Source organism: Prosthecobacter debontii, from assembly GCF_900167535.1.
Classification (GTDB): Bacteria; Verrucomicrobiota; Verrucomicrobiia; order Verrucomicrobiales; family Verrucomicrobiaceae; genus Prosthecobacter; species Prosthecobacter debontii.
This window is the reverse complement of record NZ_FUYE01000007.1, coordinates 196,354-219,525: the sequence shown is the minus strand read 5'-3', so window position 1 is coordinate 219,525 and position 23,172 is coordinate 196,354. Positions and strand designations below refer to the sequence as shown.

Sequence of the window (23,172 nt, the reverse complement as noted above, 5' to 3'; positions counted from 1 at the left end):
TCATCAAACGCCGTCAACCTTCGTTAGGCTACTTGACCCTCACGCCGAGACTCCTCCTCCAGATACAGCCGTTCCACCGATTCCCGGCTCAGCACGATGAGTGTGAAAATGCCCAGCAGCGTGCCTAACGGAAAATGCAGGCAATTCAGCGCGGCGATGACGATGGTAAACACGCGCCGCTTCCGCTTCTGAAGACTCCGCCCGGCCATCAGGGTCAGCACACCACTGGTCAGGAGCATCAGGCCCATCGCGAGATAGAACCATTTGAAATAACCAAAGAACTCTACGGGATCGAAAGGTGGCGGGTCTTTCATCTTCTCCCACATCTTCGAGTTTCCCATAACGTGATTCATGATGCTGTAGTGCAGCGCCAGAAACCCGATCCCCGGTAACGTTAACCCCGCCAGCACATAATGACAGATCACCAGGATACGCAGATGCTCGCGGTCTTTGTTGGGGAGGGGCGGAGGTATCATGAGGAATGTTTGATCAAGCTATCGCGTGGTCTGTCGTCTTGTCAGGGTGACTTATTTTTAGCTAGATATTATAAATATACCCACAAACACCCCTCATCCTGCACTCACACGGTATCTTTCTGCATACGCATCTACCTGTGCAGGACTCAAAGCTGCATCAATCTGTTCTCTCAACTCGAATGGATCAAGCTCGAGGCCAACGAGTTCATGGTTCCAATTCGGACCGGCCATAACTCCATCACCACTCATACCAGGAAGCCACCGAAATAAGAAATCAAAAAGCGCCATATTCTCGATTGTATGATCACTAAAGTGCGCTTGCTGACATCTCTTCGAATAAGCTTCGTCTGAGAAGAATAAAAGCACCGTCACAGGCGCATCATCTTCTTTTGTGAAATCATTCGATTCACAACAACCTATGCCATCCTGAGAATGAAGATACCAAACCGTCTCAGATGAGACTACTCGTGTTATGAACCGATCGACATCAGCTTGGCAATCAGCGGTGTTTCGAAGCATGATGAGCAAGGGTAGGACGCCGATATCCACTCAGCAAGACACTTGTTAAATCTTCGATTCGTAATCCGAATGGCATCCGATGAAGAACCATACAATCGTGCCGTCTTTTTCGATACCTAAAGCACGGTAATTTTCATCCACGCGCACCGCGCCAAAAAGGACCGACCCGTTTGAAGTCAAGCGAAGGATGCCAATGGTTTTCCAGCCAAAGTTGATACTGCTTGCGAGCACGAGCCTGAACGGCTGGAGGGAGACGATTGTAACGCTCCCAAAAATCAGGCGCGACGGAGGAATGCATCGAGAGGCGTGGTCTGACCTGCTTGCACAGACTCGAGGGCTCGTGCAGCCATCGCATCAAACTCACCCGCAAGGATCGATTTTTCAAAAGCGGCATCGACCCGCTGCGCACGGACATCATCAAACCAAGCGGCGAACGCTTGAAAGTCCTCGTCCGGCAAGCGACCCACAGCTTGCTCGAGTTCTAAAACGGTGCTCATACGAAGGTTATCATAGCCGAAAACCGATGCTCTCGCAAGTCTGTGATGGCGGCCACATTCACACACGACCCCTTGCATTTTCGTCATTGATCCCCCGAGGTTGAGGATGAAAGCGAACCTTTCTTCTGCTTCTTTACGACGTTATCGACGCACTTTGACAGCGTGGGTGAAGACGATTCGAGATCCCCACGAAAAAGAAGCGAAAAACAAAAAGCTCTACAAAACGGAACAAAAGGCATCATTCCCGGCGAGCTGGGACAAATCCTTGGAAGGAACGAACTGCCTGACGCCCGATTCGAGCTTGGGGGGCCTTGCTAGGACCTCACTTTCCTTGTTGAGCCCAGAAGGCAGCAGGGGGCTGGAGGTCGCTGCCGGTTTCATCAAAGCGGGTGCCGATTTCACTCAGAGGCAAGGCTTTGGCCACATCCAGACCGGCAGTGATATTGGCTGGGGTGAAGACGAGGCGCGTCAAAGGGATGCCTGCCAAGGGGGAGAGATCGGTGACGGAGGTTTCGGCGATGTGAAGACGCTGCAAACGGCTGCCACTGAGAGGGCTGAGGTCCTTCACCTTCGTGCGATGCAGGGTGAGCGAGACGAGGGGGACACCCTTCAAGCCCGCGATGTTTTCCACCGGAGCACCGGTGAGCCAGAGCATCTGAATGGGGCTCTTCGCCAGCGGGGCGACATCGGCCACACGGGTATCCACGGCATTCAGCTCGGTGAGGGGCATGCCTTCCAGGGCACTGAGATCGGCCACCGGAGTGCGGCTGAGGTAGAGCTTTTCCAAGGGCATGCCCCGCAGGGGGGAGAGATCGGTCACGGCACTGTCCTCCAGGTAAAGCTCCACCAGCTTCATGCCTTTGAGCGGGCGGATGTCCTGAATGGGGGTGCCGCTGAGATCGAGCGCGAGGGGACTGAGACGCTCCAGGAAGACGAGGTTGGTCACCTTGGCTCCGCGCAGGCTGATGGCGATGGGCTGCCCCTCCTCGATGCTGAACTCGGCATTCCCCTCATACTCGCGGTTATGATACTTGATCTCGGTGTGCAGGGACTCGGCGGTCCAATACACCTTCTTGGCGGGGGCTGGCGTTGGAGTTGGAGATTCTGCGGTCTTCGTCGGCTCAGGCGTGGTGGGTTTCGCCTCCGCAGTCGGGGCGGGTGTAGCGGCGGTAGGTTCCTGCTGGGCTGGTTTATCCCCACAAGCGGCAAGCGTGAGGATCAAGGCAGAGGCAGCAGAGACGGGGAAGGAAAAACGAAGCATGGGAAGGGAGGAACGGTGATGGGCAGGCAGGATTTCAAAGAACTGCTCCCCAATGCAGAGCTCAAGCGAGTGAAGGCGGGCTTCCGAGCCGAGTTTTGGCGTCGAAATCGATCTCAATCGCGCAAAGCCACGGCGGGGTCCACACGCGCAGCGAACCACGCAGGAATCAGCGCCGCCAGCAGGCAGAGCACAATGGCCAAACCACAGATAGAGACGATATCGGTCAATTGGACCTGGGAGGGAATCTCGCTGAGGAAGTAGATATCCTGAGGAAAGAAATCGCGCCCGGTGATTTCGGAAATCTTCTCCCGCAGATCATTGCGGAAATGCAGCACCGTCATGCCCCCGAGAATCCCCAGCAGGGTGCCCACGACAGCGACGACCCCGGCCTGGGCGAGGAAGATGGAGATGATCTGCCAGACCCGACTGCCCAAGGCCGTGAGGATGCCAATCTCGCGCCGCTTTTGCACCGTCACGGTGATGGTGGTGTTCATCACACAGATGGCCGCCACCAACATGATGAAGAGCAGCAGGAAGTACATGAGCGAGCGCTGGTTCTCCACATCCATGAGCTTGGACCCATGGGTGTGGCTCCAGGTTCGGATGGCCCAGTCCATGGGCAGCAGATCGGTCTCGAACAAATGCTGCGCAAAGGCATCGGCCAGCTCGGGATCCGCCAACTCGATCTCAATGCCGGTGACATCCCCCTCCAGATTGAAAAGTTCCTGAGCAATGTTCAGCGGCGCATAACACCGCTCTCCCGCCGTATCTGCGCGCACGATGCCCACGACGGTGAGATCCCGCGGCAGCACAACGATCTCTTCACGGGCGGCTTTGGCTTCGGCGGGATCGGTGGCCTCTTCGGCGGCACGAAGATCATGGATCATCTGGCGGATGGTTTCCCTCGCCAGGATGGAGAGCACATCCCCCACTTTGACATTCAGTTTTTTTGCCAGGCGGTCCGTGATGATGATGTTGTCATCCTTCAGGTTAAACTCGCCCTCCTTGATGTGACGACTCAGTTTGTGAAGCAGACCGTTATCGGTGTCATCTCGCAGCCCGAACAGCTCGGCCGGCTCAGGATCGGAAGCACCATTGCGGGCACCGATATAACCCTCCGCCATGGGTGTGGCGGACTCGACCCCCGGGAGGGTTTTGACTCGCTTCAACACCTCTCGCCAATTGGAACGCACCGGTTCTGCAACACCCTCGGGAAGCTGCCCCGTATATCGAGCATCTTGAATGAGGGTGACGTGTGGCTCAAAGCCCAGCAGGAGTTTTTTAAACTCCACCTGCCAGCCTTGAAAGACAGACATGACCACCACCAAGACCCCCACTCCCAGCATGACGCCCATCACCGAAATCAGCGTGATGACTGAGACGAAGGATCGCTTCGGGCGCAGGTAACGCAGGGCCAGAAAGAAGGGAGCGTTGGAAAGCATCGGGAAGGGAAAAAGGTGCGGAGCAAAGAAGTGTCAGGAAGCAGGATCTGCATCCGGCTTTTTCAGGCGCTTGGCCACATCCAGCTCAATGACGCCATACTTCTGTTCATAAGCTTGCAGGGTCTGGGTGAGATGAACCCACAGACGTTTGGCACCATCGTAAGAGGTGACCACGCGGCTGACGATCTGGGCCTCTTCCTCCACCATCGGGCCGAAGGCATTCAGATTCAGGGCAAAGTCCATCACCACTTCATTGGGGGTGGCAAACAGGCGGCTGACATTGGCATACACAGCCTGGGAGGGGGGGGCAATCTTGGCCGGGGTGGGACTTTCAGGACCGACGATTTTCACGGGGTTAGACATAGATCAGATGAGGTGTGGGTTGGGGAAAGCAGGCGATCCGGGCGGGTATACACGTTCATGGTGTCTCCCCGGAGGAAGCCGATGAGAGTCTGGCCCGACTCCTGGGCAAAGTCCACCGCCAGACTGCTAGGTGCAGAAATCGCGGCCACGATGGGGATGCCCCCTGCCAGCGCCTTTTGCATGATTTCAAAAGAGACGCGACCACTGACTAACAAAAGATGCTTCGACAACGGCAACATGTCACGCTGGAACGCATATCCCAGCACCTTATCCAGAGCATTGTGACGCCCCACATCCTCACGCAGGACTATCAGATTTCCCTCAGCATCAAACAAAGCACTCGCATGCAGACCGCCTGTCGTGGTGAAAGTCTCTTGGGCTGCACGGAGCTTGGCTGGGAGACTCGCGATAAGGTCTGGAGACCAAGCCGCAGTATTCAGTGTGCAGTTTTCAGTTTTCAGTGAGGAGGGAGCATTCGCCACCGACGACGGCTCCCTGTTCACTGAAAACGGTCCACCCTCCTCCAGCGGCTTGAAGTTCTGGAACACGGACTCGATGCTGGTCTTGCCACAGAGGCCACAGCTGGAGGCACTGAACACATGACGAGTGAGGGAATCCCAATTCACCACGGCTCCGCCGAGCAGTACGTCCACCACATTCCCATGTTTATTGTCTAAGCTGGGACATTGGGAGATCTCCAGGATGTCGCGACGTCGGCGGACGACACCTTCCGTAACGAGAAAGCCGGCGACTAACTCTTCATCATGCCCAGGCGTGCGCATAACAACAGCCACGCTGCGGCCTTCGACACGAATTTCCAAGGGTTCTTCCACGGCCACCACATCTCCCTTCTCCGATGATGCATGACCTAACTGGATGCGCGTCAATCGAAGAGAGCGAGCGGGGTCGTGGTCAGGCTCGCTCATGTCGTGGCCTCCACCAGATCGGCACTGACCAACCCCTGCGTGACATGCCGCGGTTCCGCAATCAGACGAATCAGTTTATCGAAGATCTCACGACCTTTGATGATCTCGATCTCCACCCGCAGGAAGTAAATGGGGATGTCCCCAGGAGGCAGTTTCGGAAAGCGCACAAAATCTTTCTCCGTGGTCAGAATCGCGTAGGCATCCGCCTTCTCACAGCGGTCGATGAACTGCGTGATCTCCTTTTCCTGGAAGCGATGGTGATCTGTGAACCGAGCCAACCAATGCACCTTGGCGCCCAGCTTGCGCAGCAGGTTTTCAAAACTCTCCGGCACGGCGATCCCAGACAGTGCTCCGATGTATTTACCCCGGAACGCATCCAGCGGCAGACGCTCTCCCGTGTGGATGTTTTCAAAGTGAACTGGCCGGTGACGGCACTCGATGATCTCCGCCACGGGATTGTATTTGCGGATCTTTTCGATGATGTCTGCACTATCACCGTCCGACTTGGTGAGAAAGATGTAGCTGGCCCTGCGCAGGCTGGAAGGCGGCTCACGCAACGTGCCTCGCGGCAGCATGTAGCCCGTGCCGAAGGGTGCCGTTTTATCCACCAGCACGATGTCATGCCGATGCTTCAGCTTCAGGTATTGCAGGCCATCATCCAGGATCAGCACATCGGCTCCGAATTTGCGAATGGCATGCGCTCCAGCCTTCACACGGTTCCGATCCACCACCACGGGCACCCCCGTGCAGTTCTGCGCCAGCATGAAGGGTTCATCCCCGGCGACATAGGAGTCGAGCAACACCTTGTTCCCATCCGAAACCACACGCGGTGGCAACTCACGTGGCTTGCGAGCAAACCCGAGCTTGGCCGCAATCTTCCAGCTCAGAGGGATCTTGCGCTGACGTTTGCTTTTGTAACCGCGGCTCAGGATGGCCACGCGCCTGCCATGCGCCAAGAGCGCCTTGGAAAACAATTCGACCACGGGCGTTTTGCCGGTGCCCCCCACCGTGATGTTGCCAATGCTGATAACCGGCACGCCCAGGTGATGATCGTGGATGTAGCGCTCCCGATACAGGAACAAGCGCAACCTCACGGCGCCTTTGTAAATGCCGGACAGGAACCAGAAAGCCGTGCGCAGAAACGTCGCCCTCAATCCACGGCGGTTGTGGATGATGACATCAATGATGAATTGTTCGAGATCTTCGAGGGTGTCCTTCATCCGTGGGCAAGAACAAACAGGTAAAGCGGGGAGGCGAGATGCTCAAGGGGGAGTGTTGCCTATGGCCTATCCGCGACTTTGCCCTCTTCGATGCCCCAGATCTCTGGACAAGAGGCGGAGGCTGAGCCAAATTTTGACGATGAACCTACGTCGATTCTACCTCGTCGGTCTTGGTTTGATCTTGGTCTGTCTCACAGGATGTGACTCGGGAGAGGTTTGGCGCAGTGGTTCTTACTCCGTTTATTGGATTGATATCAGCACGGACCTGACCCTTGGCCGCAATCTCGGAGGCGGTTCATCGATTGGACGAGTCATGCCCCAGGTCTTTGCAGTTGGCGAAGATGCCGATTGGATCGTTGCGGCTCGTCATCCCGAGAGTGATCGGTTCACCGATGAATTCTTCTACTTTGCGAAAGCAGAAGACGGTCCCTATAAGAATGCAGATGAGGTGGTGAAAGGCCCCTTTACCCGGGCTCAATTCGAACAACTGCGCAAGGAGTTAGGCCTGCCCGGGTGGACGAAGGAGTTTTGACTGGACGTGCGGACACTTCCATTTCAAAACCAAGGGTAGGCTAACCTCATCACGATGAGCCCGACCTCCATGACTCCCCTTTTGTCAGATCGAGGAGCTTTCATTCAGCCACGATTTCTGAAAACAGGTTCTCTCAATACCTCCTCACCACGGTGTCCGCAGGCTCTCTCACCAGATCCTTTTCGGGGTAATCCAGGGTGTAGTGCAGACCGCGGCTTTCATGCCGACGAATGGCGCACTCGACGATGAGAGAGGCGGTTTCGACCAAGTTGCGCAGCTCCAGAAGCTCGCTGGTGATGCTGAAGTTCCAGTAAAACTCCTGAACCTCGCGCTTGAGGTTGCGTAGGCGGGCCGCAGCACGTTGCAGGCGCTTGGTGGTGCGGACGATGGAGACGTAGTCCCACATGAGGCGGCGGATTTCGTCCCAGTTGTGGTAGATGACGACAAGTTCGTCATTGTCCACGGCTTCACCGCTCTGCCAGGGGGGCACGGTGTAGGTTTGCTCGGCTTCTTTGCCGATGGGCATCTTGCGCAGCATGTGCTCCACAGCGCGATGGGAAATGACGAGGCACTCGAGCAGCGAATTGCTGGCGAGGCGGTTGGCCCCATGCAGACCGGTGCAGCCGACCTCCCCCACGGCACAGAGACCACGAATGCGCGTGGCCCCGTTCACATCGGTCACCACGCCGCCACACTGGTAATGTGCCGCAGGAACCACGGGGATGGCCTGCTTGGTGATGTCGATATCCACCTCCAGACAGGCTTTGTAGATGTTCGGGAAATGGCTCAGGATGAACTCCGCTGGACGGTGGGAGATGTCCAGATAGACGCAGGGACCACCGGTGCGTTTGATCTCGTGGTCGATAGCACGGGCGACGATGTCACGTGGAGCCAGGGAGCCGCGCGGATCATACTTGTGCATGAATTCATTGCCCTTGTTATCAATCAGGCGAGCACCTTCACCGCGCATGGCTTCGGTGATGAGGAAGGAGCGCTTCTGAGGATGATAGAGGCAAGTGGGATGGAACTGGATGAACTCCATGTTCGCGATGCTGGCCCCGGCTCGCCAAGCCATGGCCACTCCGTCGCCCGTGGCCACGCGGGGGTTGGTGGTGTAAAGATACACACGCCCGCTACCACCTGTGGAGAGCACCACGCGATCCGAGCGGAAGGTGATGACCTCGCCCGTCGTCTCATTCAGCACATAGAGGCCGAGCACCCGGTCCTCCGTGACGAAGCCCAACTTCGCTGTGGTGATGAGGTCAATGGCGAAGTGGTTTTCGTAAAGAGTGATGTTCTGTCGAGACTTCACTTCGGCCAGCAGCTTCTCCGTGATTTCCCGGCCAGTGGCATCGGCCGCATGCAGAACACGACGGCGCGAGTGACCGCCTTCCTTCGTCAGATCAAACTCCAGGTGGCCATCGGCGGACTCCCGCTGGTCAAAACTCACGCCCCACTTCACCAGTTCTGCAATGCGTGCAGGCCCCTCTTCCACAATGGTTCGCACGGCGGCTTCGTTGCACAGACCTGCCCCAGCAATGAGCGTATCGCTGACATGTTGCTCAATGCTGTCCACCTCACTGGTCACGCAGGCGATGCCGCCCTGCGCCCAGTTGGAATTGGAATCCAGTGCCCCACGCTTGGTGATAACGGCCACTCGGCCATGCTCTGACGCATGCAGCGCTGCCGTGAGTCCGCCAGCACCGCTGCCGACGATGATGAAGTCATAATCTGTCACGAGAAGGGAGGCTGATGGATGGCAAGCCCCAGGCTTCCGGATTGAAGACCGGCATGTCTCTCCTGGCTGAAATCACACATATCTCGTCAAGGTCGGGGCTAATGACGGCTCCAACATGGCGAGATTGGCACGCAGTGCCAAGTGAGTTCTGTGGGCTTTCCTTTACTCGTCCTGTTCTGGTATGGGCCCAATGTCCATGCCATCGTAGCTGTCCAGGCTCTGCTCATAGGCAAAGAGATACAGCTCGTCATTGCGGGCATCCAGGCTAGCGGGGGTGTGGGTTTCCTCCTTCTCGACATGCAACCACCAGGGGCGCGGGGCATTCGGATCTTCCTCGTCGAGCTGATAGATGTTCACATATCGATAGCCCTGGGCAACCAGGAGATCGCGCGCCTTTTCCAGAGCGGCGGGCTCATTGTTCGTGAAGAAATATCCCCACAGCATATCCCCCGCCATGTTCCAATCCGTCTTCTCAAAGATGTTTTGAAACATCTTCTGAAGCATTTCGAGCGTGATGGTTTTTTCTTGGCGAGGTTTGGGGGCTGACATCGTGGAAGATGGTCGAGGAATGATTCCTCACAACTTATTCGCTTTGAGAGTTGGGTGAGAATGGATCCAGTCTGTCCCAACGGCGTTGAAGTAAGAAGAGAAGCCATCCTAAAGCGGCCGGCAGCATGACTCTCACCCATTGGAAATTCATGAGTTGCTGAAATTCCTCCGGCTTCTTGTCTTGATCCGCAGTGTACACCTTTCCGCTGCGGGAGATGGCATTCACTTCGACGTGGCCCGAGCGAGTTTCTAGGATGGCGTCTATTAACAAGACTCCCGAGAAAAGCCAAAGACCGACGGCTGCGATTTTCATGGCGGCCTAGTGTTACCGAATGAGTTCCACATTATCAATCAATCGCGCCTTATCAAAAAAGACGGCCAGAGCAATCAGGCCGTTGTTTTGGACGAGGTCGAGAGGCTGGAGGGTGTGGCGATCCACGATGCTGATGTAGTCTTTGCGACCTAGGCTGGCACTCGCGGCGAGAGTCTGGTGAAGGATCTCCAGCAAACGACGGCTGCCCGTGACTCCGTCTTTCCAGGCCGCGCGGGCTTGGCTCAAGGCTGCATAGAGTGCGGGGGCCTGGGCGCGCTCGGCGGCGCTGAGGTAGCGATTGCGTGAGCTCATAGCGAGGCCATCGGCTTCGCGGACGGTTTCGATGCCGTGAATCTCCACGGGGAAATTCAGATCTCTCACCAAGCGGCGAATGATGGCGAGCTGCTGGTAGTCCTTTTTACCAAAGACCGCCTCGTCAGGTTGGACAAGGTTAAAGAGCTTGGCCACGACGGTGCAGACGCCATCGAAGTGTCCGGGGCGGCTGGCACCACAGAGCGCCTTGGAGAGGCTGCTTTCCAGAATCTGGATGCTGCGGTCGGCGTGATAGACTTCTGGGACAGTAGGCGCAAAAACCATATCCGCCCCCGCTTCCTGACAGAGGGCTAGATCCGCCTCCAGCGTGCGGGGATACCGGTCAAAGTCTTCGTTAGGCCCAAACTGGAGGGGGTTCACAAAAATACTGGAGGCGACAGTCGCTTCTGGGCCTGCCATCTGGCGAGCTTCACGGATCAAGCTGGCATGACCTTCATGCAGGGCGCCCATGGTCGGCACAAAAATCACCCGCCCTGCGGCCTTTCTCCAGGCACGCAATTCCTTCACAGTCTCAATCAATGTCATGACTTTAAGTCTCTAGACTGGAATACGGCTGCGCCAAGAATAAAGAGCGAGAGATTGACAGCTCCAAGCACCGTAAAGTCACGAATGATCACAGGCCAAGGGATGGTTTCGGACAACACCCGAGCCCAACTGACGATGTGCTTGGTGAGTAGAAAATGATCATAGCTCTCCATAAAACCGGTTTCTCGCAGGATGCGATCAATCAGGAAATAGGAGAGCGCGGCAATCGTCGCCGCAGCAGGTTTGATGGGGAAACAGGAAAGGAAAAAGGCGATGCTGCTGATGCTGGTCATGCCTAGAGACAGGAAAAAGGAGGCCAGCGCAAAGCGCTTCAATCCAGGCGTCCAATCATAAAACTCCAAGAGGCCTGCATCAGGGATCATGACAAAAAAGCCGCCACCCCAACCTTTGACACTGAGGCCTAACAAAAAAGCCGTCCAAGTGATGAACTGCACCAAAGCGATGGTGTAACCCACACAGGTGAGATACTTGATGCCAAGAAGCCGCACACGACTCACTGGCCTCACCAGGAGGAGCCGGTAGTGCCCATCTTCATTTTCTTTGGCCACGATGTCTCCGGAGACGAGTGCAAGGTAGATGGAACCGAGCAGGACCACCGAGAACCCAAGAATGACTTGGGCGAGGGTAAGGGCTGAAAAGTAATGCTCAAACGACTGCCCCTGACGAGAGATCATGCGCTCGAAGATGCGTTCCACGCCTTGCAGACGAAAGACAATGAGCAAGACGATCTCCAGGAGCAAGAACGCCCCAAAACCGATGTAGGTTCGTCGGCGGGCGAAGAGTTTAAGCAGTTCACTCTGCCATTGGCGGAAAAAGAGGATCATGCGCCTGTGAGTCCCAGATAAAATTCCTCCAACGTGGCTTTGTGCGGCTGCCAGCTTTCCACCCGCACCTCGGCTTCGACGAGTTGTTTTAAGACTTCATGCCCTGCGAGGTGGGGCGGGAGAGTGATCTGCCGAGTGGCCGCATCAAACGTCACTCCCGACCTCGAAAACACCTCACGAGCCTTGGCTAAGTCGCGCGTCTGCAGGAGATACACACTCTGCTGGCGATCCTGCGAGGGCACGGGGCCTTCATACATCTTCTTGCCCTGTTTCAGGATGACACAGCGATCACACATCTGCTCCACTTCAGCGAGCAGGTGAGAGTTGAGCAGGATGGTCATGCCGAAGTCCGAACGCAGCTTCATGACGAACTCGCGGAACTCTCGAATCCCTTCTGGGTCCAAGCCATCGGTCGGCTCGTCTAACAACAAGCATTTCGGCATGGGAAGTAAAGCTTGGGCCAAAGCCAATCGCTGACGCATGCCGTGGCTGTAGGTCCGGGTCTTGTGATGCGCTCGCTCGCCGAGGTTCACCAGTTTGAGCACACGCTTGACCTCTTCTTCATCCCACCATCCGGAGAGTGAACACAGCACCCGCAGGTTTTGCCAACCCGTCAGGTAATCGTAAAAATGCGCCGCCTCATAGATGGCTCCGACATGGGCGAGCGCGTGAGAGCGGTGTTCCTGCACGGAATGACCAGCGATACGCACCTCTCCTTCATCCGGCTGGACCATGCCGAGCGTGATGCCGAGGATCGTGCTCTTACCTGCTCCGTTGTGCCCGAGCAGCCCCAGAATTTCCCCCTGGCGCATTTCAAAGCTGACGTTGTCCAAGGCCAAACGACCGTTGGGCCAACGTTTGACGAGGTTTTTGACTTCCAGCAGCGCCATTCATTTGCAGCATGCCTGTGCCTCAGGGGGGAGGCCAAGCGGAATTTCAGCGTCCGATGGTGAAAGTCACGCGGCCGAGACGAGCACGAATGCTTCCTCCCAAGTGATACGGCGGGCAACCGCGATAGATCGGATAGGCTCCATAGGCCCCATAGGGGTAACCGCCGTAGCCGTAGGCATTCTCGATGTTAGAGTCACGGTAGCCGACGCCTCGATAATCGCTGCTATCGAAAGTCGCGCCTAACTCGGGGAGCACGGGAACGAGTGGCGGATTAGGCAATGGAGCTTTAGCCACAGCGAGTTGTTGCGAGCGAGCTTGTGCCTCGATACCGCGCAGCCGAGCCAGCTCGATTTGCTGAGCCAGCAACATGGCTTCCGTTTGCTGACGGTCGAGTTCCCGACGCGCCTCGGCCTGTTTTTCGCGCCGTTCCGCCTGCTCCAGTTCATAGGCCGCAGCTTTGGCAGGGTCATAGCCGAGTCGCTCCCGCCACTCCTGGGAAAGATCGGTGAAGAGCACTTTCGCTGCGCCATCGGCGTGGGTGAAGGAGACTCCATCGGGGTAAACCTTCACGATTTCACATTGGCGATAGGTTTTGCCGGTCAGTGTGGTGATCTCCTCCAGCGGTGCCGCCTGGAGAGACGCTGCCATGAGCAGGATGAGAGCGAAAGACGTGCATGTGCTGGCTTTCATGACAGCAGCTTAGACGCTCTCGTGGAGATTTCCTTCAAAATTGAGTCGCCCCAGTCTGGGAGGGATCACTTGTAACCCGTGATGATGGCGCAGGCGGTGTCTTTCAGCTTGCCCTTTTCGGTCTGGTGAACGGTCACCACATAGACCCCGGTTTTCTTGGGCTTGAAGAAGAGCAGGAAACCCCACCCATCCAGGACAGGCTGGATTTCACCCACGGGCTCACCTTTGAAATCGAGCACGGAGCCGCTGATATGGATACCGGCCTTACGCGGCACGGCCACGCCGATGCAGTATTCGTTGCCCTTGAAGAGCTGCATTTTCACGGCTTTGCCGATCTCTTTGCTCAGATCTCCTGTCCAGGCTTCCGCCCGGAAGATGTAGCCCGCCTTTTCCTGGTCGCGGGCGAGAGCCTGGGCGGCTTCCTGGGCATCATCCGTGGGGCTCGCTGCGAGAGGCGAGGACGCTAGGGCAAAGAGGGTGGCCAGGACCGTGAAGAAAAACCTGGTCGCTGCGCTGGGGGAAAGGGTGAGGGTCATGGTGAAAGAAACTCAGAACAAAAGATACTCCTTGAGCACAATAGGCATTGCATCAGGAAAAAGCCAAGATTCTGTGTATGGAGATCAGATTGCCACCCTGGCAGTCTGCAAAAAGCACTGTCGCAGGACCTCCCGTCATGGCCACGCTTGTATTCTACCTTGAGGATGGAACGACTCTCAACCATACGTTGGATGAAGGATCTACGTCCATCGGACGACATCCGGACAGCGTTGTTGTGCTGGAATTTCCCTCCGTATCCGGACATCACGCTTCCATTGAGCTGACAGAGGCGGGCTGTTTCATCGCAGACCTGAAGTCCAGCAACGGCACCCGGGTCAACGGCGTGGAGATTGAGGAGGCCGAGCTTAAAGACGGGGACCGGATCGCTTTTGGCGATGTGCAGGCCGTGTATCACGTGGGTGAGGGGCCTCCTCCCATCACCGTGCCGGAGTTTGTGCCTTCACCGGAAGTCCTTCCGCATGATGTGCCCCCTCCCGTTCTGAAGACCAACTACCGCCAACCTCCGCCTAAGCGGAATCCAGCGGTGCGCCGAGCGGCCAGCTACGATTCTGGCGGTGGCGGTTGTGGCACCATGATTTTGGTCATCGGTCTCTTCCTCGTGGCTTTCCTGGCGGGTCTCTACATGCGGCATCACCAGGAGACGAACGGCGGCAATTTCTTTGAGGACCTCGCGGATAAACTGGGGACGAAGCTGCCCAAGATTAAGATCGAGAAAAAGGCAGGCGAGTAACCTCCTCCGTGAAGTTTTTATCGTCTGAGCGCCGTTCAATGGGCAGAATTTTCCTCATGAACCGGCGCTCTTTCCTGTCCACCTCCCTCGCATCGTCCTTGGCTATCTCGCCTATCTTTGCCGCCAATGACCCGAAAACCCGCGTCGGGGTGATTGGTCACACAGGTCGGGGGAACTTCGGTCACGGTTTGGATACCATGTGGCTGGACATGCCAGAAACCCAGATCGTGGGTGTGGCCGATGCGGATGCCAAAGGCCTGGGAGCCGCCGTGAAAAAACTCAAGCTGGAGAAAGGCTATGCTGACTACCGTCAGATGCTGGCAGAAACCAAGCCTGAGATCGTCGCCATCGGCCCTCGTCACATTGACCAGCATCATGAGATGGCCATGGCGGCTATCGAAGCTGGAGCAAGGGGCATTTACATGGAGAAGCCCTTCGTGCCCACCTTGGCCCAAGCGGATGAGATCATTGCAGCCTGTGAAAAACACGGCACCAAAATGGCACTCGCCCACCGTAACCGGTATCACCCCGCGCTGCCGCTGGTGAAAAAAATGATCACTGAGGGCCTGATTGGCCGCTCGCTGGAATACCGCGCACGTGGCAAGGAAGACGCCCGGGGAGGCAGCCTAGACCTCTGGGTGCTCGGCTCTCACCTCCTCAATCTGGTTCACTATTTCGCCGGTGAACCGAAGTCTTGCTCGGCCACCGTCCTGCAAGAGGGGCGACTCGTGACGAAGGAGGATGTCAAAGAAGGTTCAGAGGGCATCGGACCTCTGGCAGGGAATGAAGTGCATGCCCGCTTTGAGATGGCGGATGGCCTGCCCGCGTTCTTCGATTCGGTGCAAAATGCCGGCTCCAAAACGGCGGGTTTTGGCGTCCAGATCATCGGCACGGAAGGCATCATTGATATGCGCATTGATGTCGAGCCCCTCGTGCATCTGCTCCCAGGAAGCCCCTTCGGCCCGAATGACAAACCTCGCACCTGGATCCCCATCACGACGGCAGGCCTGGGTAAACCCGAACCGATCTCAGACATTCGCAAACGAGTGGGGGGGCATGTGGGAGCAGGGCGAGATCTCATCGCTGCAGTGAAAGAAAACCGTGAGCCTCTATGCAGCGCCAAGGACTGCCGCGTCACCTTGGAGATGATCACGGGCGTCTTCGAATCCCACCGCCTCCAGGGGCAGCGGGTGGCGTTACCTTTGAAGGATCGCGGGCAGCCTCTGACGAGGCTGTAATGGCCCTTCAAGCCCGACGAACAAGCTGACCTCAATATTGGGGGAAAATGTCGGGCGTTGGGAAGCGGTCTTCGTAGCTGAAGTTCCCGCTGTTGAGGTATTCCTCACGCGGCAGGTGGACATCCGGCCAACTTGCAGGGCGGATGCGGACGACGCGGGTTGGGCGCATGCCCTCCGTGATCAGATCGGTCTCAAAACGGATCTGGATGCCGCTGCTGCCTAAAGGGGGCTCCCCTGGCGACTTGGTGATGTCGAGAACGGAACCTCGTGCGGCCATTTGCGCAGGGCCTGCGGTGCCACCCTCCGTATGTTTCAGGGTGTTCTCCACCCCGTTCACCAGCACCGGCTTGTCCTTTTGGAAATCAGCGTAGAGGGAGTTATCCATGCCGCCGAAAAGAGTCGCGGTGACGGTCGCGCGTCCAAACTTGCCATAATCGACAGCATCCACCCACGCTGGCATCCAACGGCTGCGGATAAAGGCCTTATGGGTCTCGGTCTGGTTAGCGGCGGAGCGTTGCATGGCGGCATCGTCCAGCCAGATGTCGGAAATGTGGAAGCGGGTGAAAACACCCCCGGGTGTGGGTTTCCAGGTGATGCCCAGCATGACGGCTTGGCCATCCAGTGACTTCTTCCCGGTGGCAGGCCAGACACCTTCGGTGATGAGGTCATCCGTCTCTAAACATTCACGACCACGCCAGATGTGGGTAGCGGCGTCAAAGGTGAGTATTTCTTCGCGAGCCTCCTCGTCTTTATCGTCCTTCGATCCACGGCCCGCGATGATCTTCCACTCACTGTTGGTGAGTTCCACTTCCTTGAGTTTCCAGACCAGCCCCTCGCGCAGGCAGTGGCTGGGTTCGTCTTCGAGGAGAAGGACGTGGTTCTCGGCAGGGGCAATTCCGGTGTCACCATAGCCCGAGGTTTTCTCCTTATTATCGACCGGAAGCACCGGGACGGCGGAGATCTTCGGATCTGGCGGAAGGAAAGCCCGCACGTGCAACACGGTTCCAAGCGGGATATCCCTCAAGTCAGCTAATGCCCCGTGATATCGAACCATGCCATAAGGCAGCAGGGCAAAGGGATGCGGTTCATTTCGACGAAAGGCACCCGTCCCTTGCACGCGGAGACTGCCTCGGCGGTTGGCATGATCCACAAACACCAGTTCGCCGCGATAGGAGTGCGCTTTTTCCAAAGGCGGAAACTTCCCCGCTTCAGGCCGGAAGGGTTCATCGGCAGCCGTGGCGAGCACCCAGACCAGGGCGGTGAGGAGGATGACTGCAGACTTCATGAGGGAGTGGATTGACGTCGGCTGAAGCGGTGGAGCACTCCTCCACTCCATCGCGGTCAGTAGGTGGGAAAAATCGCTGGTGTGGGGAAGCGGTCTTCGTGGCTAAAGGTGCCATCACCCAGATACTCCTCCCGAGGCACTTGCACCTGGGGCCAGCTGGCTGGGCGGACGCGGACGACACGCGTCGGGCGGATACCTTCGATGATGAGGTCCGTCTCAAATTGGATTTGGATGCCGCTGCTGCCTAGGGGTGCTTCGCCAGAGGCCTGGATAACGTTTTGGATAGGGCCCTTAGACGCCATGTGAGCAGGACCGTAATTCCCGCCAGCATGCTTCAAGGTGTTCTCAGCCCCATTCACCAGCATCTGGCTACCTTTCTGAAAATCGGCGTAGAGGGAGGCGTCCATGCCTCCAAACAAGGTCGCGGTCACGGTGGCGCGGCCAAACTTGCCATACTCGACTTTATCCACCCAGGCGGGCATCCAACGGCTACGAATGAAAGCCTTGTGGGTCTCGGTTTGAACGAGGGAAGCACGTTCCATCGCTGTATCGTCCAGCCAGATGTCGGAGATGTGGAAGCGGGTGAAGATCCCATCGGGTGTGGGTTTCCAGGTGATGCCGAGTTGAACAGCTTGGGCATTGAGCGACTTCTTCCCACTGGCAGGCCAGGTTCCCTCAGCGACCAAGTCGGCTGGAGTGAGGCATTCGCGACCGCGCCAGATGCGAGTCGCGGCATCCAGGGTAAGTTTTTCCTCGGTGGGTTTTTCACCTCTTGCGCCTTCCTTGGGTTCGCGGATGGCGGTGATCATCCCCTCGTTGTTTTTGAGGTCCAATTCCATGAGTTTCCAGATCAAGCTCTCGCGCAGGCAGTGACTGGGCTCATCTTCCAGGAGCAGAACATGGTTCTCGGCAGGGGCAATTCCCGCCCCACTGTAGCCTGCGGTTTTCTCCTTGTTATCGATGGGTAGCACCGGAACGGCGGAGATCTTGGGATCAGGTGGAAGATAGGCCTTCACGTGCAGCACCGTGCCGAGTGGGATGTCTCTCAAGTCCGCAGGTGCTCCGTGATAACGAACGATGCCGTAAGGCAACATAGCGAAGGGATGCGGGGCATTCCGGAAATACGTCCCTGCCCCTTGCACACGCAGGCTCCCCCGGCGGTTGGCATGGTCCACAAACACAAGCTCGCCCCGATACGAATAGGCTTTTTCGAGCGGTGGAAACTTCCCGGCTTCAGGACGGAATGGCTCTACTTCCGGCGCTTGGCTCTTGGCTTTGGGTTCTTCATTGGCCGCATGGACTTGGCCGACCAACACCCCGACAAGGACTAACAATAAAGAACGAATCAAAGACATAGAGTGAGCAACCAAGAACGAAAAACCAAAAACTAAGAACGACTTCCGCTTCATAGGGCGACCACTCGATTGCTATCGGCGAACTGATCAATCTCCACGCCCATGCGCTGGGCCATGAGCAGGAGCAGATTGCTCATGTGGGCATCCGATTTAGCGGGGCGACTGCAGAGTTGATAGTGGGCGGTGGTTAACGCTCCATCAGCACCGAGGGCATAACCTTGGAATTCAGGAGCCATCTTGTTGAAGTCCAAATGCTGACCGTGTTTCAGGCCGAGGTCCGAGCCGCCGGCGAGCACCAACGGGAGGTTGGCATTGCCGTGGCTGTGACCGTAAGACATGCCGCTGCCGAAGAGTGACATGGTGGAGCCTAACAAGGATTTGCCACTGAGATCTTTGGTCTCGTCCAGCCGTGTGAGGAAGTAGCTGAACTGCTCGATGGCAAAGGTGTCGTAGTTGGTCAGCTTTTCCATGTAGTCAGGATCACCTCCGTGGTGGCTAAGCTGATGGCGTGACTCGGTGATGCCGATTTCGGGAATGGAAATGGCTTGTCCCTCGCCTCCTAGACTGAAGGTAGCCACACGGGTGACATCTGTTTGAAAAGCGAGCACCATGAGGTCATAAACGGTGCGGAAATAGTCCCCTGCTTTGGTGTCGGGGATATCCCGGTTGGTGCGCGTGCGGTCAGCATCCGAGATGATCGGAAGTGGGGTGTCCAGCCAAGCATCGGCCCGCCGAGTGCGGATCTCCGCCTCGCGCACCGAAGTGAGGTATTGATCCATGCGCCCCTTGTCTTCAGTGCCCATTTTTTTCTCCAGCCGACGCACCTCAGCCAAGTTGTCATCTAGCACGCTGCCCTTGCGGCGCAGCGCTCTTCTTTGAGCCGCCACGCCACCCTTGGGTTCTGCAAACATGGATGCGAAGATCTCACTGCAGCGGCGCAGGGCGGGAAGCCGCACACCGTCGGCGGTCCAGGCCAGGGAGTCTTGGGTGATGGCCACTTCCAGCGATGGATAGCGGGTGTGTTGCGCGGTGACTTCGGCCATCTTCTGGTCCACCGAGATGGTGTTGCGATCCGAAGGGCCGAGCTTCCCCCCCGTCAGCCAGACATTGATGCAGTTGTGGTGGTGACTGAGGCTGCCTGGATGATGCAGACCGCTGATGGGTGTGATGGCCTCTCGATGCTTCTCTAACGGTTTGAGGGAGCGCGAGAACTGGTAGTCCTTCCCCGAAGTGGTGATCTGGTAATTCAGTGAATGAACTCCGTTGGCCAGATAAATGAAAGCACTGCGTCGTGGTGTCGCCGTGACTTTTTCAGCCGCTGCCGCACGAAGCGGAACCATGCACTCCAAGAGTGGCAGCGAAATGAAAGAGCCCATCGCTTTAAGGGCATGACGGCGATCAATCAGCCAAGATTGAGATAGGTAGTTCATAGTATTCTTGGTTCGTTGATGATTTCCAGCAGATTCAGGGAGGCCAGCGGATTACTTTTTGGAATGTTGGGCAAAGGCGTAGTCGGCCTTGGATTTACCGAAATGAAAGACGATGCCCCAACCTAGATTAAGCCAGCGGAGATGAGTTTGAAGGGTGGCGCGGTCTGTGGCGTTGATGCCATCTGTCAGAGCGGTGACAAAGACGGCACACACACCGTTGACGACAAGGCTGCACACTGTGATGCCGGGATGATTGAGAACGGTGACGGTTGGATTTGGATGAACTTCGAAACCTCCGGATTGAATGGCAGCTCTGACCAAGCCTTTCCAGGTCGTTTGTCGATAACCGAGGCCAACTTCGTCCAGGCACTGACCAACCGCTTGAATGATGGCGGTTGCCAGCGAGGGATCGGAGACAAAACTGGGGAGTGTGGTTTCTGTGAATCCTGCAGATTGCGAACGATACAGCAATCGCTTCCACATCAGACTCTGCTTACCGAAGTCAACCAGCAGACTCGTGCGCAGCCGCCAGAATTTGCAGTAGCAGAACACCTGAACGAGATGTTCTGCTGCGAAGGATCCACGGAGACATTTCAACTCGGGGATGAAATGGTTCTCGATGACAAAATCAGGCTCAAAAGTATCTGCTACAATCCCGCGATAAACCAAGTCCCTCCTTGGTTTTGATAGATGCTCGATACCCGACTTCGTGGGCGCCCCGACAAGCTCTTGATGATAGATCTCCTCACCAAGCCCAGGCCCAACCGCCGCATGCACTTTCATGGCATGACCAATGAAAGCATGGGAGACCAGATCTCCCTCAGATTCAAGGAGGTCGGCCGATTTGGGTTTAGGATCTTGGTTCATTCAAAATAATCTGTGGGCCTTCCTGAATCTGCTGGAGACCCAATGCTTATTACCTCTTCTTCATCAAAGCAGACAAAGCCACCGCTCGAACGATGGCCTTGACACCGGATTGGTTTTTCTTGGCTTCGGTGGCGATGGCGTTGAGGTCGTCTTCGTCGTCCACGGTGAGCACCCGGCGGAGGCCGTAGGTGCAGAGGTGCTCGATGAAAGCGCGAACAAACTTATCACGGTCTTCAATCAGCAGACGCTTGAAATCATTGGCATCCTTGAAGGCGCGACCATCAGACATCTCGCCGCTAGGATTAACCAAAGGGTTGGCACCAGTTCCGGCTGCGATCTTTTCATGAGTGCGCCATTGACCGATCGCATCGTAGTTATCCCAAGCGAGGCCTAACGGATCAATCTTCGCATGGCAGGAAGCGCAGTTGGCATCGTTGCGGTGCGCTTCCAGTTTGTCACGCAGGGTGGCCTTGGGGCTTTTCGGCGGATTCGGCTCAATGGCGGGCACGTTCGCGGGAGGCGGAGGAGGAGTCTTGGCAAAAATGACTTCACTGAGCCAGACGCCGCGATGTACCGGACGATGCCGAGTGCCGTCCGAAGTTAGCCCAAGCGCGGCCCCCATCGTCAACAGACCGCCACGATGATCCTCAGGCTTGAGGGAGACACGCTGGAATCCGCCACCCTTGGGTTCTGGCAAGCCGTAGAAGTCGCAAAGACGAGCATTGGCCATCGTCCAATCGGAATCCAGGAAGCCCGTTATGGGCAGGTTCTTCTGGAACACTTCGCGGAAGAACTCCACAGGCTCCTCTCGCATGCTCATCTCCAGCCACCGATCATAGTTCGGGTAGAGTTTCTTATCTGGCGGGAACATGCCCACGCGGTGCAGTTGCAGCCACTGCCGAGAAAAGTCGTCAATGAAGCGATTGATCCGGCCGTCAGCCAACATGCGGTCCACTTCTTCCTTCAGGCCTTCGCCGTGCAGGGTGCCTTTTTGGGCGGCGGTGAAGAGGGCGGCGTCCGGCATCGAACTCCACAGAAAATACGAGAGTCGCGAAGCCAGTTCCCAATCATTGAGCTGCTCGCGAGCCTCGGGTTCTCCCTCAACCAGGTAAAGGAAGTTGCGAGAGGTGAGCACGCCTTGCAACGCCACTCGATACGCCTCCATGGGTTTTTCGCCGGCCTCAAGCTCGGCCTGATAGGATTTCAGATACGGCTCCAATTCCTCCGCTTTCACGGGCCGCCGCCAAGCGCGCTCAGCAAAGCGGTGCAGATGGTTCGCGATCATCTGAGGGGCCGCATCATCGGCGGGCACCACGCCCTCACGCCGGGCCTTTTCGGCAGGCGTTTCCAGCGGCCCTTCCCACTCGATCCAATCGAGCAGCACCGTCGAGAAGAGGCCATTGCCTTTGTCATCGAACATCTGGGGGGCGTTCGCATTCAGGAGCAGAGTCTCACTGCTATGGGTGAAAATGTAACCACCACGGCTGGCCAAGGCATTGCGAAAGGCGGCACCACTTCGCCGATCCACCACATCGGTCGCCACCACGCAGAAATCCAACGTTGCTGGCATCTCGAGCATCACGTCGAACTCATACACCTGCGGGTGGTCTTCGGGGGCGGTGATGTCAAAATCAATGATGCCCGCAACGGTCTCCTCGCCTGTGCGTTTGCCGATGCTCAGGTGAGCGGGCTGGCCACCGAGGGGACGGATGCCGCTGGCCTGCAGCCGCATGCGATACAGTCCGCTGTGCTCTGGCCCCGTTTTCCCGAACCACTGAGGTGAAAGCGCGTTCTGGACATTGCCTGGGAAGAGAAGGAAGCGCAGGGGCCGCTTGATGCCGAACCGGTCCAGGGCTTCCTGCTGGGTCTTGCCACCGTTGTAGCGCAATTCTGCGGCGGTCTTGCGGACTTTGCGAGCCTCGCCATTCACTGCAGGAAAAGCGCGTTCGAGTACCACTTCCGCAGCGCGGTAGTAGCGATCCACATGCGATGGGGAAAGAGAAAGCTCTGAACCGAGGCGCTCCAAACCATGCCAGAGCGTGTCTTCATTCAACTCGCCTGGCTGAGTCGGATCGTAGCGCACACCCAGTAGGTCATAGACGGTGTTTTGGTATTCCTTTCGGCTCAGACGGTAATGGGTGACGGCGGGACGCGCCGACATCCGGGAGGCCCGCCCTTCTTTGATCAGGGAATCAAGCTGGGTGACGAAGGCGGCGATCTCTTCCTGCGTCGGTTTCTTCTCCTTCTTCGGAGGCATTTCACCTGAGTTCACCTGCTCGATCATCTCCGCCCAATGATGGGTGTCCGCGCCTAACTTGAAGTCGCGCGAGAGCTTGTCGATTCGCAGATCGCCCTTTTCTTTTTCAGGGCCGTGGCAACTGATGCAGTGTTTCTCCAAAAAGCCGTCCATGGGCTCGACGGCACCGACTGCACTGACGATACTAAAGTCGGCCACAAGAAGGGCAGAGAGAAGGCAACCGAAACGGGTCATGAGAGGGAAAAGCACGATCTAACCAGGACCGCTTTTCAGACACAACTCCCGAATGCTCACGGGTGAGTTAAGCGGCGAAATTCATTTACGGTTTCATC

General features: G+C 56.9%; 24 protein-coding genes. 3 read left to right on the top strand and 21 right to left on the bottom strand.

Going from position 1 to position 23,172, the window contains the following annotated elements:
• Positions 1–23: 23 nt before the first annotated feature.
• The 8 genes from B5D61_RS12405 to lpxK form a co-directional block, all read right to left on the bottom strand.
• A complete protein-coding gene (locus B5D61_RS12405) occupies positions 24–476 on the bottom strand; it encodes a hypothetical protein (RefSeq protein ID WP_078813714.1) in 453 nt (150 codons plus the stop codon).
• A 93-nt stretch (positions 477–569) separates the two neighbouring features.
• Complete coding sequence (locus B5D61_RS12400; RefSeq protein WP_139373230.1) at positions 570–995, bottom strand: DUF2750 domain-containing protein; 426 nt, start codon at positions 993–995, stop codon at positions 570–572.
• Positions 996–1,270: 275 nt separating this feature from the next.
• On the bottom strand, positions 1,271–1,492 hold the full coding sequence (locus B5D61_RS12390) for a hypothetical protein (RefSeq protein WP_078813712.1): 222 nt from the start codon (positions 1,490–1,492) through the stop codon (positions 1,271–1,273).
• Between the two features lie 322 nt (positions 1,493–1,814).
• Complete coding sequence (locus B5D61_RS12385; RefSeq protein WP_078813711.1) at positions 1,815–2,753, bottom strand: leucine-rich repeat domain-containing protein; 939 nt, start codon at positions 2,751–2,753, stop codon at positions 1,815–1,817.
• Between the two features lie 113 nt (positions 2,754–2,866).
• Positions 2,867–4,195, bottom strand: a complete 1,329-nt coding sequence (locus tag B5D61_RS12380; RefSeq protein WP_078813710.1) for an FtsX-like permease family protein — start codon at positions 4,193–4,195, stop codon at positions 2,867–2,869.
• A gap of 33 nt (positions 4,196–4,228) precedes the next feature.
• The gene (locus tag B5D61_RS12375; RefSeq protein ID WP_078813709.1) at positions 4,229–4,558 is read right to left on the bottom strand and encodes a DUF3467 domain-containing protein; all 330 of its coding nucleotides are present in this window, start codon (positions 4,556–4,558) and stop codon (positions 4,229–4,231) included.
• A complete protein-coding gene (locus tag B5D61_RS12370) occupies positions 4,543–5,484 on the bottom strand; it encodes a formate dehydrogenase accessory sulfurtransferase FdhD (protein ID WP_078813708.1) in 942 nt (313 codons plus the stop codon). The genes B5D61_RS12375 and B5D61_RS12370 overlap by 16 nt, the downstream gene beginning before the upstream one ends.
• Positions 5,481–6,704 carry a tetraacyldisaccharide 4'-kinase gene (gene lpxK, locus B5D61_RS12365; protein WP_078813707.1) on the bottom strand — a complete coding sequence of 408 codons (1,224 nt, stop codon included), beginning with the start codon at positions 6,702–6,704 and terminating at the stop codon, positions 5,481–5,483. The genes B5D61_RS12370 and lpxK overlap by 4 nt, the downstream gene beginning before the upstream one ends.
• Positions 6,705–6,843: 139 nt before the next feature.
• Here lpxK and B5D61_RS12360 point away from each other — a divergent pair, with 139 nt between their 5' ends.
• On the top strand, positions 6,844–7,236 hold the full coding sequence (locus B5D61_RS12360; protein ID WP_078813706.1) for a hypothetical protein: 393 nt from the start codon (positions 6,844–6,846) through the stop codon (positions 7,234–7,236).
• A gap of 133 nt (positions 7,237–7,369) precedes the next feature.
• Here the strand turns inward: B5D61_RS12360 and nadB are convergent, their stop codons facing one another.
• From nadB to B5D61_RS12320, 8 genes are all read right to left on the bottom strand, one after another.
• A complete protein-coding gene (nadB, locus tag B5D61_RS12355) occupies positions 7,370–8,974 on the bottom strand; it encodes an L-aspartate oxidase (RefSeq protein ID WP_078813705.1) in 1,605 nt (534 codons plus the stop codon).
• Between the two features lie 162 nt (positions 8,975–9,136).
• Positions 9,137–9,523, bottom strand: a complete 387-nt coding sequence (locus B5D61_RS12350) for a ribonuclease E inhibitor RraB (protein WP_078813704.1) — start codon at positions 9,521–9,523, stop codon at positions 9,137–9,139.
• A 34-nt stretch (positions 9,524–9,557) separates the two neighbouring features.
• Positions 9,558–9,836 carry a hypothetical protein gene (locus tag B5D61_RS12345; protein ID WP_078813703.1) on the bottom strand — a complete coding sequence of 93 codons (279 nt, stop codon included), beginning with the start codon at positions 9,834–9,836 and terminating at the stop codon, positions 9,558–9,560.
• A gap of 12 nt (positions 9,837–9,848) precedes the next feature.
• Positions 9,849–10,694, bottom strand: coding sequence for a pantoate--beta-alanine ligase (panC, locus tag B5D61_RS12340; RefSeq protein WP_078813702.1), 846 nt, complete (start codon positions 10,692–10,694; stop codon positions 9,849–9,851).
• Positions 10,691–11,539 (bottom strand): ABC transporter permease, encoded by an 849-nt coding sequence (locus tag B5D61_RS12335; RefSeq protein WP_078813701.1) that lies wholly within the window; start codon positions 11,537–11,539, stop codon positions 10,691–10,693. Before B5D61_RS12335 ends, panC begins: the two co-directional genes overlap by 4 nt.
• Positions 11,536–12,429, bottom strand: coding sequence for an ABC transporter ATP-binding protein (locus tag B5D61_RS12330; RefSeq protein WP_078813700.1), 894 nt, complete (start codon positions 12,427–12,429; stop codon positions 11,536–11,538). The genes B5D61_RS12335 and B5D61_RS12330 overlap by 4 nt, the downstream gene beginning before the upstream one ends.
• A gap of 46 nt (positions 12,430–12,475) precedes the next feature.
• Positions 12,476–13,120, bottom strand: a complete 645-nt coding sequence (locus B5D61_RS12325; protein ID WP_078813699.1) for a hypothetical protein — start codon at positions 13,118–13,120, stop codon at positions 12,476–12,478.
• A gap of 65 nt (positions 13,121–13,185) precedes the next feature.
• Positions 13,186–13,656 carry a hypothetical protein gene (locus tag B5D61_RS12320; RefSeq protein WP_078813698.1) on the bottom strand — a complete coding sequence of 157 codons (471 nt, stop codon included), beginning with the start codon at positions 13,654–13,656 and terminating at the stop codon, positions 13,186–13,188.
• 137 nt (positions 13,657–13,793) lie between these two features.
• Between B5D61_RS12320 and B5D61_RS12315 the strand changes: the two genes are divergently transcribed.
• A complete protein-coding gene (locus B5D61_RS12315) occupies positions 13,794–14,408 on the top strand; it encodes an FHA domain-containing protein (RefSeq protein WP_176159394.1) in 615 nt (204 codons plus the stop codon).
• Positions 14,409–14,464: 56 nt separating this feature from the next.
• The gene (locus B5D61_RS12310; RefSeq protein ID WP_078813805.1) at positions 14,465–15,646 is read left to right on the top strand and encodes a Gfo/Idh/MocA family protein; all 1,182 of its coding nucleotides are present in this window, start codon (positions 14,465–14,467) and stop codon (positions 15,644–15,646) included.
• Positions 15,647–15,677: 31 nt separating this feature from the next.
• Here the strand turns inward: B5D61_RS12310 and B5D61_RS12305 are convergent, their stop codons facing one another.
• From B5D61_RS12305 to B5D61_RS12285, 5 genes are read right to left on the bottom strand one after another with little or no spacing between them, the layout of a single operon-like run.
• The gene (locus tag B5D61_RS12305; protein WP_078813696.1) at positions 15,678–16,931 is read right to left on the bottom strand and encodes a hypothetical protein; all 1,254 of its coding nucleotides are present in this window, start codon (positions 16,929–16,931) and stop codon (positions 15,678–15,680) included.
• Positions 16,932–16,987: 56 nt separating this feature from the next.
• Positions 16,988–18,286 carry a hypothetical protein gene (locus B5D61_RS12300; protein ID WP_245846532.1) on the bottom strand — a complete coding sequence of 433 codons (1,299 nt, stop codon included), beginning with the start codon at positions 18,284–18,286 and terminating at the stop codon, positions 16,988–16,990.
• Between the two features lie 50 nt (positions 18,287–18,336).
• The gene (locus tag B5D61_RS12295; protein WP_217698970.1) at positions 18,337–19,716 is read right to left on the bottom strand and encodes a DUF1552 domain-containing protein; all 1,380 of its coding nucleotides are present in this window, start codon (positions 19,714–19,716) and stop codon (positions 18,337–18,339) included.
• A 51-nt stretch (positions 19,717–19,767) separates the two neighbouring features.
• Positions 19,768–20,583 (bottom strand): GxxExxY protein, encoded by an 816-nt coding sequence (locus B5D61_RS12290; protein WP_078813695.1) that lies wholly within the window; start codon positions 20,581–20,583, stop codon positions 19,768–19,770.
• A gap of 49 nt (positions 20,584–20,632) precedes the next feature.
• A complete protein-coding gene (locus B5D61_RS12285; RefSeq protein ID WP_176159393.1) occupies positions 20,633–23,074 on the bottom strand; it encodes a DUF1592 domain-containing protein in 2,442 nt (813 codons plus the stop codon).
• Between the last annotated feature and the right edge of the window lie 98 nt (positions 23,075–23,172).